The organism is Pseudomonas sp. NGC7 (assembly GCF_047159675.1).
GTDB lineage: Bacteria > Pseudomonadota > Gammaproteobacteria > Pseudomonadales > Pseudomonadaceae > Aquipseudomonas > Aquipseudomonas kermanshahensis.
In genome coordinates this window covers 2,239,233-2,254,748 of record NZ_BAAFZY010000001.1, presented here as the reverse complement: position 1 = coordinate 2,254,748, position 15,516 = coordinate 2,239,233, and the positions used below count along the sequence as shown (strand labels likewise).

The following is a 15,516-nucleotide window of genomic DNA, read 5'->3' as shown; positions in this document are numbered from 1 at the left end:
AGCGGCCTTGGGTCGCGAAAGGGCTGCGCAGCGGCCCCCTGATTTCAGTGTTAACGCATAAAGTGCGGGGCCGCGTTGCGGCCCTTTCGCGACCCAAGGCCGCTCCTACACGACGCTCAGGTCAACTCCGCTTCGACCCGGTCCCGTCCTGCCTGCTTGGCCGCATACACCCCGGCATCCGCCCGCAACAACAACGCGTCAGCCCCCTCCCCCGGCCGCCAGCCCGCCACACCAAAGCTCGCCGTGACCTCGCCCACGCCCTCGATCGGGACGTTGCGCACGCTTTGCCACAGCTCAAGCGCCAGCAACCGCGCCTGCTCGGCATCGCTGCCTGGGCACAGCACCATGAACTCTTCCCCTCCCAACCGGCAGAACACGTCGGTTCGCCGCAGGCGATGGCCGATGCGCTGGCACAGACTGCGCAGCACCAGGTCGCCCACCGCATGGCCGAACTGGTCGTTGATGCGCTTGAAGTGATCGATATCGAGCATGATCACCGCCAGCGCCAGGCCATCGCGCTGGGCGCGGTCCAGCTCGGCCTTGAGCCGCTCCTGGAAATAGCGCCGGTTATGGATACCGGTCAGTGAATCGGTCACCGACAGGGCACGCAACTCCTCCTCCACCCCCTTGAGGTCGGAGATGTCGGTCAGGTAGCCATGCCACAAGGTACATCCCGCCTCACCCACCTCCGGGGTCGCCTCGCCACGCACCCAGCGCAACCCCGCCTGCGGCAGGCACACCCGGTATTCTTCGCGCCACGGCGTAAGGTGGGCGGCGGAATAGCCCACCGAACGGCGCACGCGCTCCAGGTCATCGGGATGAATGCGCTCGAACACCACCGTGGCATCCTCACGCAACTGCTGCAGGTCGACCTCATAAATGTCGTAGAGGCCTTTGCTGGCATACGGGAAGCAGGAATGGCCATTGGCATCCAGGCGGTACTGGTAGATGCCGCCCGGCACTTCGGCACTGAGTTTTTCCAGCAGCCGGTCACGCGCGGCCAGCGCCTCGTGCACCCGGCGCCGCTCGGTGACGTCGATGCAGATGGCCAGGTAGCCAACCCACAACCCTTGTTCATCGAGCATGGCGGTGACCAGCATGTTGGCCACAAGGTGACTGCCATCGGTGCGTACCAAGGTCCACTCGCCAGGCTCTTCACCCCTTTCCTGCACCGTTTCGGCAAACATGGCCTGGCCGCCGGCGATGTGGCGCCCGTAGCGCAAGCTCAAGGCGTGGGCGCGCTGGCTGAGTTCGTCGGGCAACACCAGGTCCTCGAGGCGCAAATGGCCGATCGCCTCGTTGGCCGAATAGCCGAGCATGCGCTCGGCACCGGCATTGAAGGTGCTGACCACCCCCTTGAGGTTGGTGGCAATGATCGCCACCTGGGTCGCTGCATCCAGCACGCTGCGCAGCTGGTTATGGGTGCCGCGCAAGGACTGCTCGCTGACCCGCAGCTCGGCCGTGCGCTGCTCGACCAGGGTCAAGGCGCGCTGGCGCTGGCTAAACAGGTTGTAGAGCAAGGCACTGAGCAGCACGCTCAACAGCCCACCCAACAGGCCGACGGTCAGTGCAGCCGAAGAATGATTGGCCTTCAGAAAAGCCTGGCTCGGCCGAATGAGCAACTGGAAAGGGTGATCGGCCAAGTACAACAACTGGCTGCTGGCCAGGGCCAGGGGCGCGGCCTCATTTCGTGAGTCGAACACCACTTCAGGTCCTTTCAGCCCGGACGGGTCTTCGATACGCACGACCAGGTTGTCATCGGCCGCCGCCGGCAGGCCATCGCTGATGAGATCGCGCAGGTTGAGCAACGCCATCACATAGCCCACCGCCGCGCCTTGGGGGGCGGCGTCGGAGAAAACCGGTGCCACCATCAACAGGCCGCGTGCATCCGCTGCCGGCCGAACAGCGCCAGTCTCCAATATGGCCAGAGGTTCCGACACCGCCATGCTGCCAGGTTCCAACGCACGCGCCAGGGTGGCTTGCCGCGCACCCTTGCCAGCCAGGTCAAGCCCGTACGGAAGCGCAGGCGCGTCGGTCGACTGGGTGAAGCGCACAGGAAAGTAGTGATCACGCAGGGGCGCCGGTTGCCAAGCGCCCTGTGCATCCTGATCGCGGATCACATAGTCCTGGCCCAACCAGGTAGCGGTGCTGTGCTCGAATTCGGCGCGCTGCGCGGCCTCGACCCGCGGCGCCCAAGCGTAAGCCAGGGTGCGGCGCAACAAGGGCCGTGCGTAGCCCTCGAATTCGCGGGGGGTAACCTCGTTGGAGAAGCTGAAAAACCGCCGCAGCCCGTCCAGGCGCTGCTGCTGATCGTCAAAGCGCTCAGCGATGCGGCTGAAGCGCTCGCTGGCCAGCAACTCGAAGCGCTGGCGCAACTGCTGCTTGTAGAACGCCTGCGCGGCAAGGGCCAGGACGGCCGACAACAGGCAGCCGGCCACCAATGCCACCAGCGCCACCGCCCACGCGGACACGCCTTCGGTGCACAGGCCAAGCAACCTCGCACGCACGCCAAACTTGGACATACACCCATCTCGTCACGTCAGCGTCCTGCGGATTATCTTGCCCTGGCATCAGTTATAGCTATTGGCCACTAGCTGCGCAATGTACCTCGTCGCCTCAACGCAATTGCAGGCGCCACGCCCGGTGGATGCGGTTGTTGCGGGCGAAGTCCGGGTCCAGGGTCTGGGCGCTGATTTCCTCCACCGCGTAGCGCGCCATCAGGTGCTCATCGAGCTGGAACTTGCGGAAGTTGTTGGAGAAATACAGCACGCCACCCGGCGCCAGGCGCGCCATCGCCAGGTCGAGCAGCTGCACATGGTCACGCTGAACGTCGAACACCCCTTCCATACGCTTGGAGTTGGAGAAGGTCGGCGGGTCGATGAAGATCAAGTCATAGCTGTCACGGCTGGCTTCCAGCCAGGCCATCACATCGCCCTGCTCCAGGCGGTTACGCTCAGAGAAGCCGTTGAGCGCAAGGTTGCGCCGCGCCCAGTCCAGGTAGGTTTTCGACAGGTCGACGCTGGTGGTGCTGCGAGCACCGCCCTTGGCCGCATGCACAGTGGCCGTGGCGGTGTAGCAGAACAGGTTGAGGAAGTGCTTGCCGGCGGCCTCGCGCTGGATGCGCATGCGCATCGGGCGATGGTCGAGGAACAAGCCGGTGTCGAGGTAGTCGGTGAGGTTGACCAGCAGCTTGACGCCGCCTTCGTTAACTTCCTGGAAGCGCCCTTCGGTGGCTTGGCGCTCGTACTGGCGGGTGCCGCTCTGCCGCTCACGGCGTTTGAGCACCACGCGCTGAGGGGAAATACCCAACGCCTGCGGGATCGCCGCCAGTGCATCGAGCAGGCGCGCCTGGGCCTTTTCCGGGTCGATCGAGCGTGGCGCGGCGTACTCCTGCACGTGCACCCAGTCGTGATAAAGGTCGACTGCCAGGGCGTACTCGGGCATGTCGGCATCGTACAGACGGTAGCAGTCGACCTGCTCGCGACGGGCCCACTTGCCCAGTTGCTTGAGGTTCTTCTGCAGGCGGTTGGCGAACATCTGCGCGCCTTCCGACAAACGCGCCGGTTCACTGGCCTGCGGCTCCTGACGACGGGCATCGGTGGGTTCAGCCTGGGCGTCACGGCGCTCGCCAGTCACGAACTGGTCAGGCTGCACCTTGAACAGCAGCAGCTTGCACGGCAATGCACCGTTCCAGAAGGCGTATTGCTTGTGGCTGCGAATGCCCATGCGCTTGCCCAACTCCGGTGCCCCGGTGAACACCGCGGCTTCCCAGCCCATGCACGCCTGGCGCAGACGCTCGCCAAGGTTCTGGTAGAGGTACAACAGGCTGGCTTCGTCACCCAGACGCTCGCCGTACGGCGGGTTGCTGATCACCAGGCCTTTCTGGTTCTGGTCAGGCCGCGGCTCGAAGGTGCTGACCTCGCCCTGGTAGATCTTGACCCAGTCGCTCAGGCCCGCACGCTCGACGTTGTTACGCCCCGGCTGGATCAGCCGCGGGTCGGCCTCGTAGCCACGGATCCACAGCGGTGGCTTGGCCAAACCGGCCTGCGCACGCGCTTGCCCCTCGTCGTGAACCTTGCGCCACAGGGCCGGCACATGGCCAAGCCAGGCGCTGAAGCCCCAGCGTTCGCGCTTGAGGTTAGGGGCGATGTCGGCGGCGATCATGGCGGCTTCGACCAGGAAGGTACCCACACCGCACATCGGGTCGGCCAGAGCGCCGCCTTCGGCAGCGATGCGTGGCCAGCCGGCGCGGATCAGCACGGCTGCCGCGAGGTTTTCCTTGAGCGGCGCGGCGCCTTGCTGCAGGCGATAGCCGCGCTGGTGCAGGCTGTGGCCGGACAGGTCGAGCGAGAGAATCGCCTCGCCACGGTCCAGGCGCAGGTGCACGCGCACATCGGGGTCGATCTTTTCCACCGACGGGCGCAGGCCTTCGCGGTTGCGCAGCTTGTCGACGATGGCGTCCTTGACCTTGAGCGCACCGAAGTGGGTGTTGTCGATGCCCGAGCCATGGCCACTGAATTCCACCGCAAGGGTGCCGTCGGCCGCCAGGTGGTCTGCCCAGTCAACCGCGTTGACGCCGTCGTAGAGGTCGTCGGCGTTCTTCATGTTGAAGCGCTTGAGAACCAGCAACACCCGGTTCGCCAGGCGCGACCACAGGCACAGGCGGTAGGCGGTTTCCATGTCGGCGGCGCCGCGAATGGCCGAGGTGTGCTCACGCACTTCATCGAGGCCGAGGCCCTTGGCCTCTTCAGCGAGCAGGCCTTCCAGGCCTTTGGGGCAGGTGAGGTAAATTTCGAAACGGTCCGACATGAGTATTCCAGAGCCTTGGGCTATTTGACTGACGAGGCGACGCATCGCCCCGCGATGTTTGCCCGAACACCCTTCCAGCAGGCATCCGAGTGGCCATTGCCTGCGCGCAATTGCGCAGCGCAACGACCGGGCCGCCTGACCGACCAGCACTTCGCCAGGGGCAAAGACAGCTTAGATCATCAGGCAGTATTAAAAATTCGAGCGATCCACGGGCCGATGTGACCCTTCGTCGCATTTCAAAATAATTCTGTCATCGCGCAGCGACGCTGGCGAAATGACGTCAATGATCGGCAAACCCCGATCATTGCGGGCTCAGCGACAAATAAGGTTGAGTCGCATTTATTTACTTATCCCTTCACCCTTAGAAACGTTACGTCCTTATGACAAATCGATCATTCACACTGTGACGCGCATTCGTTAGAACTGGTCTCAGGCCGCTTCGCAACGAGGCGGCACCTTCCGCTCGCCACGCCGGCAGCGAGCGCAAACCGGCAGAAAGACTCTGCCCGGCCTCGGAGAGGCCGACGGGACATTACAGTCAACAAGTGAGGGCAACACCCTATGAGAAGACTTAAGCGTGATCCGTTGGAAAGAGCATATTCACGTGGCTACCAATACGGGGTCACCGGCAAATCCCGCGAACTTTGCCCTTTCAATCTTCCTTCTGTTCGCCAAGCCTGGATCAACGGCTGGCGCGAAGGTCGCGGTGATAACTGGGACGGCATGACTGGCACCGCTGGCATCCATAGACTCAACGAAAATCACGCCGTTGGCTGATCGAGGACACTGAATTCGATTTACCAAGCACGCCCCATCCGGGCGGCGGGCGAAGGCCCAGGGGCCCCTTGATGGGGCCCTTTTTATGCCCGCGATTTATGCGCGAGGCAGAGCGGCAATCGCATCGACCGATTCGCGAATCAGCGCCGGCCCCTTATAAATGAAGCCCGAGTAAATCTGTACCAGGCTGGCACCCGCAGCGATTTTCTCGGCGGCGTGACGCCCCTCGGTAATGCCACCCGCCGCAATGATCGGCAGCTTGCCGCCCAGCTCACCGGCCAACACCTTCACCGTGTGGGTGCTCTTCTCAAGCACCGGCGCACCCGACAAACCACCGGCTTCGCCGCCATAAGGCAAGTGCTCGACGCCTTCGCGGCTCAGGGTGGTGTTGGTGGCGATCACCGCGTCCATGCCCGATTCCATCAGCGCAGCAGCCACCAGTGCGGTTTCTTCGTCGCTCATGTCGGGGGCGATCTTGATCGCCAAGGGCACGCGCTTGCCGTGCGTCACTGCCAACTGCTCACGGCGCTCGGCCAAGGCATCGAGCAACTGCTTCAGCGAGTCACCAAACTGCAGGCTGCGCAGGCCCGGTGTGTTCGGCGAGCTGACATTGACGGTGATGTAGGTGGCTTCGGTGTAGACCTTGTCCAGGCAGATCAGGTAGTCATCGACCGCCCGCTCGACCGGAGTGTCGAAGTTCTTGCCGATGTTGATGCCCAGTACGCCGTTGTAGCGCGATGCCCGCACGCGTTCGAGCAGGTGATCGACGCCCAGGTTGTTGAAGCCCATGCGGTTGATGATCGCCGTTGCCTCTGGCAGACGGAAGATCCGCGGCTTCGGGTTGCCGGGTTGCGGGCGCGGTGTGACGGTACCGATCTCGACGAAGCCGAAGCCCAGTTGGGCGAAGCCGTCGATTGCCGCGCCGTTCTTGTCCAGGCCAGCGGCGAGGCCCACCGGGTTGGCAAAGTTCAAGCCCATGACCGACACCGGCAACGCCGCCGGCTGTTTGCACAGCATGCCGTTGAGGCCGAGACGGCCACCGGCACCGATCAGGTCCAGGGACAGGTCGTGGGAGGTTTCCGGGGAAAGTTTGAACAGCAGCTGGCGGGCCAGGGTATACATGGGCGGGCAAGGCTCGGGGTGAATGAGGGGGCGATTATAGCCAGCGCACGGCTGGCATGACAGTAAATCCTCGGGCCGCTTGGCACATGCGTTGCTTCGCTCACCACACACTGCCTTTTCAGTACGGGCGAGGATCCTTGTGAACACAGCACCCCGAGCAACGCCCCTGGCCTGGGTCAACGGCAGCGACGCACCGGAAAAAACCAGCCTGAACATTGGCTTCATGGCCCTGACCGACTGCGCCTCGGTGGTGGTCGCCGCCACCCAGGGCTTTGCCCAGCAACACGGCCTGACCCTCAACCTCAAGCGCCAGGGCTCTTGGGCGGGGCTGCGCGACAAACTGGTCAGCGGCGAACTGGATGCCGCGCACTGCCTGTATGGCCTGGCCTATGCCGTGCACCTGGGCATTGGCGGTGTGCCCGCCAGCGACATGGCTGTGCTCATGGGGCTGAACCAGAATGCCCAGGCCATCAACCTGTCCCCGGCGCTGCAACGCAAAGGCGTGACCAGCCCTGAGGCATTGGCGCGCCTGGTGCACCAGCAGGGCGCACGCCTGACCTTTGCCCAGACCTTCCCCACCGGCACCCACGCCATGTGGTTGTACTACTGGCTGGCGAGCCAGGGCATCCACCCGCTGCGCGATGTCGACAGCGTGGTGGTGCCGCCCGCGCAGATGGCCGCGCATATCCAGGCTGGCCGCATCGACGGGTTTTGTGCAGGCGAACCTTGGGCGGCGGATGCCGTCGCCAAGGGCCAGGGCTTTACCCTGGCAACCAGCCAGTCGATCTGGCCAGACCACCCGGAAAAGGTGCTCGCTTGCGCCCGCGCCTTCGCCGAGCAGTACCCCAACAGCGCCCGCGCCCTGATCAAGGCGATCCTCGCAGCCAGCCGCTTCATCGAGCAAAGCCCCGAGAACCGCCGCAGCACCGCGCAGTTGCTCAGCGGCAGTGCTTACCTGGACACGCCGACGAGCACTATCGAGCCCCGCCTGCTGGGTGACTACCAAGACGGGCTGGGCAACCAGTGGCAAGACCCCCACGCTTTGCGCCTGTTCGACCAGGGCCGGGCCAACCTGCCGTATTTGTCCGACGGCATGTGGTTCATGACCCAGTTCCGCCGCTGGGGGTTACTGCGAGACGACCCCGACTACCTCGGCGTGGCCAGCCAGGTTCAGCAACTGGCGCTTTACCAGGAAGCGGCAGACGCCCTAGGCATAGCGTGCCTTGAGCAACCGATGCGAAGCAGCCTGCTGATCGACGGTACCCGCTGGGACGGCAGCGACCCCTACGGCTACGCCCGCAGCTTCAGCCTGCACGCCTTGGGCGACACACCCGAAGCCCGCGTTGGCCTGTGAGGGGGATGAACATGCTGCGTATCCTGCTGATTGACGACACTCAAAACAAACTGGGCCGGCTCAAGGCCGCCTTGAGCGAGGCCGGTTTCGACGTGATCGAAGCCCCTGGCCTGACCATCGATTTGCCCGCCTGCGTCGAAACGGTGCATCCGGACGTCGTGTTGATCGATACCGACTCACCGGACCGCGACGTGATGGAACACGTGGTACTGGTCAGCCGCGACCGACCGCGGCCTATCGTGCTGTTTACCGACGAGCACGACCCCGGCGTGATGCGCCAGGCGATCCAGGCGGGGGTCAGCGCCTATATCGTCGAGGGCATCCATGCTGCGCGTTTGCAGCCGATTCTGGATGTGGCCATGGCCCGCTTCGAGAGCGACCAGGCCCTCAGGGCGCAGTTGCTGGCGCGTGACCAGCAACTGGCCGAACGCAAGCGGATCGAACAGGCCAAGGGCCTGCTGATGAAGATGAAAGACTGCAACGAAGAGCAGGCCTACACCCTGATGCGCCGCCAGGCCATGAGCCGCCAGCAGAAGCTGATCCAGGTGGCCGAGCAGATCATCGCCATGCACGAGATGCTGGGCTGATGTGCTCGACATGAGATTTTTGGGGCCTGTCAGATCGAGCGCCGCCCGCGCGGCGCATCGCGAGCTTTGCTCGCTCCTACGTTTGTTTCGGGCCAATTATTCCTGCGCCATTTGCGCGCGAACGCCTTGGCGCATTACGCGATATCGCGTCGTAAAAACGAGGGGTCGCGTGCGTCCATAGCAGGTGTTACTGGCCAAAAACAAACGTAGGAGCGAGCAAAGCTCGCGATGCGCCGCGCGGGCGGCGCTCGATCTGACAGGCGCCAAAAATCTAAAGACAGTCCCAGCCAATTCTTGGCCCATCTCTTGCTGAACAAACATCACCGGTAGCCAACGGCGGTTGCCCCACTTAAATCCCGACAAAGACGTCGCTCACCCTTCCACAGCCGTGGACCGGGTAGCGGCGTCTTTTTCGTTCCGTTGCTTTGCCGAGTGAGGTGTTCAATGAGTACCAGCTTCTGGAAATCCGGGCATGTGCCCACGCTGTTCGCCGCGTTCCTGTATTTCGACCTGAGCTTCATGGTCTGGTACCTGCTCGGCCCACTGGCGGTGCAAATCGCAGCCGACCTGCAATTGAGTGCACAGCAACGGGGCCTGATGGTGGCCACGCCGATCCTGGCCGGCGCAATACTGCGCTTTGCGATGGGGCTGCTGGTTGACCGCCTTTCGCCCAAGACCGCCGGCCTGATCGGCCAGGTGATCGTCATCGTCGCCCTGGCTGGCGCTTGGTACCTGGGCGTGCACAGTTATGAGCAGGCCTTGCTGCTAGGGGTGTTCCTCGGCTTTGCCGGCGCCTCGTTCGCGGTTTCGCTGCCGCTGGCCTCGCAGTGGTACCCGCCGCAGCACCAAGGCAAGGCCATGGGCATCGCCGGGGCCGGCAACTCCGGCACGGTGTTCGCCGCTTTGCTGGCTCCCGCCTTGGCTGCAGGCTTTGGCTGGAACAACGTGTTCGGCTTCGCCCTGATCCCGCTGTCGCTGACCCTGGTGGTGTTCGCGCTGCTGGCACGCAACGCGCCCGAGCGGCCCAAGCGCAAAGCCATGGCCGACTACCTCAAGGCCCTCGGTGACCGCGACAGCTGGTGGTTCATGTTCTTCTACAGCGTTACCTTCGGCGGCTTCATCGGCCTGGCCAGTGCCCTGCCCGGCTACTTCAGCGACCAGTATGGCCTGAGCCCGGTTACCGCCGGCTACTACACAGCCGCCTGCGTGTTTGCCGGTAGCCTGATGCGTCCGCTCGGCGGCGCTCTGGCCGATCGCTTTGGCGGCATTCGCACCCTGTTGGGCATGTACAGCGTGGCCGCCATCTGCATCGCGGCCGTAGGCTTCAACTTGCCCAGCGCGGCGGCGGCGCTGGCGCTGTTCGTCAGCGCCATGCTCGGCCTGGGCGCTGGCAATGGCGCCGTGTTCCAGTTGGTGCCACAACGTTTCCGCCAGGAAATCGGGGTAATGACCGGGCTGATCGGCATGGCCGGTGGCATCGGCGGCTTCCTGCTGGCCGCGGGCCTTGGCACCATCAAGCAACACACCGGCGACTATCAGTTGGGGCTGTGGTTGTTCGCCAGCCTCGGCTTGCTGGCCTGGTTCGGCCTGCATGGCGTCAAGCAGCGCTGGCGCACCACTTGGGGCTCGGCTGCCGTGACCGCGGCGCGGGTCTGAGGCGCCCACATGAGCCTGCAACTGAGCTTTGCCCACGCCAGCGCCACCGGCCCCCGCGCGGAAAACCAGGATGCCCTGCGCCTGGTCACCCCGGCGCCGGAGCTGGCCGCCAGCAAGGGCTACCTGTTCGCCCTCGCCGACGGTGTCAGCCAATGCGCCGATGGCGGCCTGGCCTCACGGGCCAGCCTGCAGGCGCTGGCCCTGGACTACTACGCCACGCCCGCCACCTGGAGCGTGGCACAGGCGCTGGACCGCCTGCTGCTGGCGCAGAACCGCTGGCTGCGCGCCCAGGGCAGCGGCCAGCCGCTGTTGACCACACTCAGCGCACTGGTGCTGCGCGGTCGGCGCTTTACCCTGGCGCATGTCGGCGACTGCCGCGTCTACCGCTGGCACCACGGCCGCCTGCAGTGCCTGAGCGAAGACCACGTGTGGGATCAACCGGGCATGCAGCATGTGCTCAAACGCGCGCTAGGGCTGGACCAGCACCTGTTGGTCGATTACCTGGAAGGCGAACTGCAGGCAGGCGAGTGCTTCGTGCTCTTGAGCGATGGGGTCTGGGCCAGCCTGGGTGACCAGCACATCCAGTCGGTCTTGCGCGAGCAGCCCGACCTGCAACAGGCGGCCGACACCCTGGTTGCCAGCGCCCACCTCAATGGCAGCCAGGACAACGCCAGCGCCTTGTTGGTGCAGGTTGAACAACTGGGGCCGACCAACCTGGGCGATACCTTGGCACAGCTGCAGCAGTGGCCTGTGCCCGGCCCCCTTCGCGAAGGCCAAGTGATCGATGGCTGGCAGATCGAGACGCTGCTCTCGCACAGCCGCCAATCCCTGCTGTACCGGGCACGCGACGGCCACGGCCACGCATGGCTGCTCAAGACCCTGCCCGCTGCCCGCGAGCAGGAGCCCGGGGCGGCGCAAGGGCTGCTGATGGAAGAGTGGTTCCTGCGCAGGGTGGCCGGGCGGCACTTCCCAGAACTGCACGTCGCCAGCCAGCGCCAGCACCTGTACTACGTGATGCGCGAATACCCCGGCCAAAGCCTTTCGGCGCTGCTCAACGAGCACGGGCCGCTGCCGCTGGCGCAGTGGCTGGAAATGGCCCGTCAACTGCTGCAAGCCGTCGGCGTGCTGCATCGGCGCAACTTGCTGCACCGCGACATCAAACCAGAAAACCTGCACCTGGGCGCCGATGGCCAACTGCGCCTGCTGGACTTCGGTTTGGCCTACTGCCCTGGCCTGTCCGGAGACCCGCAGCACGAGCTGCCCGGCACGCCCTCCTTCATCGCCCCGGAAGCCTTCGAAGGCCAGCCCCCCAGCCCGCGGCAAGACCTCTATGCCGCCGGCGTGACGCTCTACCACCTGCTGACCGGGCACTACCCCTATGGCGAAGTGGAGCCGTTCCAGCGGCCCCGCTTCGGCCAGCCGGTCAATGCCTCGCGCTATCGCCCTGACCTGCCGGAATGGTTGCAGCACAACCTGCTGCAAGCGGTGGCGGCCGACCCGGCGTACCGCTTTGAAACCGCTGAACACTGGTTGCTGCTGCTCGAACGCGGCGACCGCCAGGATCCGCCCAATCGCCCCCGGCCTTTGCTGGAGCGCGAACCGCTGAAAGTCTGGCGCACCCTGGCCCTGCTGTCCCTGCTGTGTAACCTGATACTGCTGCTCACCCTGCTCAAGGGCTGAGTCGCCTTGCCGATGAGGAAACGTTGATGAATGCAAAAGTCTGGCTGGTCGGTGCTGGCCCTGGCGACCCCGAACTGCTGACCCTCAAGGCCGTGCGTGCACTGCAGCACGCCCAGGTGGTGATGATCGACGACCTGGTGAACCCCGCCGTGCTGGAGCATTGCCCACAGGCACGGGTGATTGCCGTGGGCAAGCGCGGTGGCTGCCGCTCCACGCCGCAGGCCTTTATCCAGCGCCTGATGTTGCGCCATGCGCGCCAGGGGCGCTGTGTGGTACGGCTCAAAGGCGGCGACCCGTGCATCTTCGGCCGGGGTGGCGAAGAAGCCGCCTGGTTGCAAGGCCATGGCATCGAGGTCGAGCTGGTCAACGGCATCACGGCAGGCTTGGCGGGGGCGACGCAATGCGGCATATCACTGACGTCACGCGGGGTGAGCCGCGGCGTGACGCTGGTAACCGCACATACCCAGGATGACAGCGAACTGAACTGGGCGGCGCTGGCGCTGGGTGGTACGACGCTGGTGGTGTACATGGGTGTTGCGCGGCTGGAGCAAATTCGCCAAGGGCTGCTGCAAGGTGGCATGGCGCCCCATATGCCGGTGGCAATGATCGAGAATGCGTCATTGCCGCAGCAGCGTGAGTGCCGCAGTGATGTGCAGGGGATGGTTGACGATGCGCGGGCATTCGGCCTCTGCAGCCCAGCAATTCTGGTGATTGGCGAGGTGGTTGGGGTTGCTCAGGCACAGCTGATGGAATGGTCAGCCGCTGGCTAGCGGCGTGTTGCTTGTGCTGGCCTCTTCGCTGGCAAGCCAGCACCCATGAAATCGCAGGCAAAGAAAAACCCGGCCGAGGCCGGGTTTTTCATGAAGCATCGAACCAATTACTTGGCTTGGGCTTCTACTTGCGCTTCAACGCGACGGTTAACAGCGCGACCTTCTTCGGTGGCGTTGTCAGCAACCGGACGGGTCTCACCGTAGCCAACCGAGTCAACACGGCTCGATTCTACGCCGTACTGCTGGGTCAGGACTTGCTTAACAGCGTTGGCACGACGCTCGGACAGCTTCTGGTTGTAAGCGTCTGGACCTACGGAGTCAGTGTGACCTTCAACCACGGTGGTGGTTTGTGGGTACTGCTTCATGAAGTCAGCCAGGTTCTTGATGTCGCCGTAGCTGTTTGGCTTGACGACCGACTTGTCGAAGTCGAACTTGACGTCCAGCTCAACACGAACGACTTCGGCAACAGCCGGGCAGCCGTCGGCGTCAACGGTAACGTTGGCCGGGGTGTCTGGGCACTTGTCGACGTTGTCGCACACGCCGTCGTTGTCGCTGTCGGAGCAGACTTCAGCTACTGGAGCCGGAGCTGGAGCAACTTTGCCACCGCTGCCACCGAAGTTCAGACCAACACCAACGGATGGGCCCCACTCGGTGTTGCCGTTGTCGATGTTGTACATGGCTTCAACGCCAGCACGGGCGAAGAACATGTCGGTGATGTACCACTTGGCGCCAGCGCCAACGTTGGCGAAGGTGGAGTGGTCGCGGCCGCTACGGGTAGCTTGGCCCAGGCTCTCGTGAGCGAAACCAGCAGAAACGTACGGACGCAGAGCATCGCCTACGGTACCGAAGTGGTAGGTAGCGTCGAGCTTGGCTTTGGAACCTTTGATGTCTTTGTTGAAGACTTCACCACGAGCGTTGTGAGTCTCGTTGTAGCCCAAATCCAGGGAGACGTCGTCGGTCAGGAAGTAACCGAGGCGAACACCAGGATTGGTGCCGTCGTTTTTGAAGTTACGCTCGCTGTCGTAGTACTGCTTGGTAACGTTACCTTCGATTTCGACTGCGCCTTGGCCTTGAGCCAGAACGCCGAACGAAGTAGCGGCTACGAGCGAGCCAATGGCCAAGCCCAAGGTGTTTTTCAATTTCATCCGTTAAATCCCCATCTGGTGATAGTTAAGCAGTCCCACCAACAACAAGGGGGACAACTCGACGGCTAGTCTAGCAGAACTCGCCGATTCGTTAGAGATTATTGCACGCGCTTAAGTTTCATCCAGCCCGTGAAATTTCTCTCGAAGCTTGTCTAGCGCGCGCTTGTAACGCATTTTCGTCGCGCTCAGGCCCATGTGCATGATATCCGCGATTTCCTGAAATTCCAGCTCCGCGACAAATCGCAGCACCAGGATTTCCCGATCGATCGGGTTCACATGCACGAGCCATTTGTCCAGCCCGCCTTTTTCTTCGGGTTTGGGTGCCTTGTCTTCGGACGCCTCTTCAATAGGGTCCAGACTCAAGGCATCCATCAACCGACGTTTGCGTCGCTCCTTGCGGTACTGGGTAATGCACTCGTTGTAGGTGATGCTGTAGAGCCAGGTCTTGAACTTCGATTTACCTTCGAAGTTTTTCAGCCCGTATAGCACTTTCAGCATCACTTCCTGACAGACATCGTCGGCATCCCGGTCGTTCCCCAAATAACGTGCACAGACGTTGAACAGGGTCCGCTGGTAGCGCCGCATGAGCTCCTCATAGGCGCGGGTAACGTGGTACAGCTCCTCATGCGAACGCGCCACCAACTCTTCGTCGGTGAGCTCGCGGGGGTCATAACGCATGGGCGGCGAATGAACTTTATTCAAAACGGATCTGGCCGACAGTCAGGTCAATGTCGCCGCTCGACCCCGTGGGGTCGATTTCGCGGCGGCATACATTAACAGCTTTTGTGCGGTTAGCGGCTATTGACACGCTGCTCAAGCAACACGCGGTTAGACAGCGACACCAGTTCGCCATCATCGGTCAACAGCGTCGTCTTCACCGTGCCGATTTCCTCGATATGCCCTTCGACCTCTCCAATCCGCACCTGCTGGCCGACTTGGTACAGCTCGCGCACGTAGATGCCGGCCAGAATTTGCCCAGCGATTTCGCGGCTACCGAGGCCCATGGCCAAGGCAACGGCCAGACCAACGGTAATCAGCCCGATGACGATCACATGGTTCAGCAGGTCGGTCTTGACCTCGAGCTGGCTGATGGCCACCGAGATGCTGATGATGATCACCAGGCCTTGGGTGATACGCCCAATGCCAGCGGAATACTCAAGGCCAATGCCTTCGGCTGCACCGCGAACCAGGCCATTAGCCACCTGCGCCAGCAGCACGCCGGCCAGCAGCACCAGCGCCGCGCCGAACACTTTAGGCAGGTACAGGGCGAGCATGTCGAGGGTCGCCGACACCCGCTCAAGGCCCAGCGATTCAGCGGCCGAGACGAGGAAGATCAGCAACACGAACCAGTAGACGATCTTGCCGATCAGGGTCGATATCGGCACCTGGATGCCACCCCGGCTCAACATCTTGGTCAGCCCGGTACCGGCCATCAGGCGGTCCAGGCCAAGCTTGGCGAGCAATTTGGAGAGCAGCGCATCAAGCAGCTTGGCCACCACGAAACCGAGCAGCACCACCACCAGCGCGCCGAACAGGTTAGGGATGAAGTTCGCCACCTTGGTCCAAAGGGCCGTCATGGCAGTGACCAGGCTTTGGGTCCAGAGATCCAGTTCCAT

At 63.4% G+C, this 15,516-nt stretch carries 12 protein-coding genes; 6 read left to right on the top strand and 6 right to left on the bottom strand.

Annotated features, from left to right (window positions below):
- Positions 1–116 precede the first annotated feature (116 nt).
- Positions 117–2,522, bottom strand: coding sequence for a diguanylate cyclase (locus ACMCNM_RS10310; RefSeq protein ID WP_412764299.1), 2,406 nt, complete (start codon positions 2,520–2,522; stop codon positions 117–119).
- A gap of 94 nt (positions 2,523–2,616) precedes the next feature.
- Entirely contained in the window at positions 2,617–4,809 is a 2,193-nt protein-coding gene (gene rlmKL, locus ACMCNM_RS10305; RefSeq protein ID WP_412764298.1) for a bifunctional 23S rRNA (guanine(2069)-N(7))-methyltransferase RlmK/23S rRNA (guanine(2445)-N(2))-methyltransferase RlmL, read from the bottom strand.
- 561 nt (positions 4,810–5,370) lie between these two features.
- On the opposite strand from rlmKL, the gene rmf reads away from it, so the two are divergent.
- Positions 5,371–5,586: a ribosome modulation factor gene (rmf, locus tag ACMCNM_RS10300; protein ID WP_003248687.1), complete on the top strand. Its 216-nt coding sequence runs from the start codon at positions 5,371–5,373 to the stop codon at positions 5,584–5,586.
- Positions 5,587–5,682: 96 nt separating this feature from the next.
- On the opposite strand, the gene ACMCNM_RS10295 is transcribed toward rmf, so the two are convergent.
- Positions 5,683–6,708 carry a quinone-dependent dihydroorotate dehydrogenase gene (locus ACMCNM_RS10295; protein WP_027596664.1) on the bottom strand — a complete coding sequence of 342 codons (1,026 nt, stop codon included), beginning with the start codon at positions 6,706–6,708 and terminating at the stop codon, positions 5,683–5,685.
- A 139-nt stretch (positions 6,709–6,847) separates the two neighbouring features.
- Here ACMCNM_RS10295 and ACMCNM_RS10290 point away from each other — a divergent pair, with 139 nt between their 5' ends.
- The 5 genes from ACMCNM_RS10290 to cobA all read left to right on the top strand — a co-directional run bounded on the left by ACMCNM_RS10290 (position 6,848) and on the right by cobA (position 12,755).
- Positions 6,848–8,062 carry a CmpA/NrtA family ABC transporter substrate-binding protein gene (locus ACMCNM_RS10290; protein ID WP_412764297.1) on the top strand — a complete coding sequence of 405 codons (1,215 nt, stop codon included), beginning with the start codon at positions 6,848–6,850 and terminating at the stop codon, positions 8,060–8,062.
- A gap of 11 nt (positions 8,063–8,073) precedes the next feature.
- A complete protein-coding gene (locus ACMCNM_RS10285; protein ID WP_027596666.1) occupies positions 8,074–8,649 on the top strand; it encodes an ANTAR domain-containing response regulator in 576 nt (191 codons plus the stop codon).
- 444 nt (positions 8,650–9,093) lie between these two features.
- The gene (locus ACMCNM_RS10280; RefSeq protein ID WP_027596667.1) at positions 9,094–10,305 is read left to right on the top strand and encodes a nitrate/nitrite transporter; all 1,212 of its coding nucleotides are present in this window, start codon (positions 9,094–9,096) and stop codon (positions 10,303–10,305) included.
- 9 nt (positions 10,306–10,314) lie between these two features.
- On the top strand, positions 10,315–11,985 hold the full coding sequence (locus tag ACMCNM_RS10275; protein ID WP_412764296.1) for a protein kinase domain-containing protein: 1,671 nt from the start codon (positions 10,315–10,317) through the stop codon (positions 11,983–11,985).
- Between the two features lie 26 nt (positions 11,986–12,011).
- Positions 12,012–12,755, top strand: coding sequence for a uroporphyrinogen-III C-methyltransferase (cobA, locus tag ACMCNM_RS10270; RefSeq protein ID WP_186704084.1), 744 nt, complete (start codon positions 12,012–12,014; stop codon positions 12,753–12,755).
- A gap of 107 nt (positions 12,756–12,862) precedes the next feature.
- Here the strand turns inward: cobA and ACMCNM_RS10265 are convergent, their stop codons facing one another.
- From ACMCNM_RS10265 to ACMCNM_RS10255, 3 genes are all read right to left on the bottom strand, one after another.
- Positions 12,863–13,900, bottom strand: coding sequence for an OmpA family protein (locus tag ACMCNM_RS10265; protein ID WP_027596670.1), 1,038 nt, complete (start codon positions 13,898–13,900; stop codon positions 12,863–12,865).
- A 111-nt stretch (positions 13,901–14,011) separates the two neighbouring features.
- On the bottom strand, positions 14,012–14,578 hold the full coding sequence (sigX, locus tag ACMCNM_RS10260) for an RNA polymerase sigma factor SigX (RefSeq protein WP_033694384.1): 567 nt from the start codon (positions 14,576–14,578) through the stop codon (positions 14,012–14,014).
- Positions 14,579–14,691: 113 nt separating this feature from the next.
- The gene (locus ACMCNM_RS10255; RefSeq protein ID WP_027596672.1) at positions 14,692–15,516 is read right to left on the bottom strand and encodes a mechanosensitive ion channel family protein; all 825 of its coding nucleotides are present in this window, start codon (positions 15,514–15,516) and stop codon (positions 14,692–14,694) included.

Excerpts from the sequence above, each read along its gene's own strand:
- cobA (WP_186704084.1), top strand. The coding sequence starts at position 12,012 with ATGAATGCAAAAGTCTGGCTGGTCGGTGCTGGCCCTGGCGACCCCGAA.
- rlmKL (WP_412764298.1), bottom strand. The coding sequence starts at position 4,809 with ATGTCGGACCGTTTCGAAATTTACCTCACCTGCCCCAAAGGCCTGGAA.
- ACMCNM_RS10275 (WP_412764296.1), top strand. The coding sequence starts at position 10,315 with ATGAGCCTGCAACTGAGCTTTGCCCACGCCAGCGCCACCGGCCCCCGC.
- sigX (WP_033694384.1), bottom strand. The coding sequence starts at position 14,578 with ATGCGTTATGACCCCCGCGAGCTCACCGACGAAGAGTTGGTGGCGCGT.
- ACMCNM_RS10295 (WP_027596664.1), bottom strand. The coding sequence starts at position 6,708 with ATGTATACCCTGGCCCGCCAGCTGCTGTTCAAACTTTCCCCGGAAACC.
- rmf (WP_003248687.1), top strand. The coding sequence starts at position 5,371 with ATGAGAAGACTTAAGCGTGATCCGTTGGAAAGAGCATATTCACGTGGC.
- ACMCNM_RS10255 (WP_027596672.1), bottom strand. The coding sequence starts at position 15,516 with ATGGAACTGGATCTCTGGACCCAAAGCCTGGTCACTGCCATGACGGCC.
- ACMCNM_RS10285 (WP_027596666.1), top strand. The coding sequence starts at position 8,074 with ATGCTGCGTATCCTGCTGATTGACGACACTCAAAACAAACTGGGCCGG.
- ACMCNM_RS10265 (WP_027596670.1), bottom strand. The coding sequence starts at position 13,900 with ATGAAATTGAAAAACACCTTGGGCTTGGCCATTGGCTCGCTCGTAGCC.
- ACMCNM_RS10310 (WP_412764299.1), bottom strand. The coding sequence starts at position 2,522 with ATGTCCAAGTTTGGCGTGCGTGCGAGGTTGCTTGGCCTGTGCACCGAA.
- ACMCNM_RS10280 (WP_027596667.1), top strand. The coding sequence starts at position 9,094 with ATGAGTACCAGCTTCTGGAAATCCGGGCATGTGCCCACGCTGTTCGCC.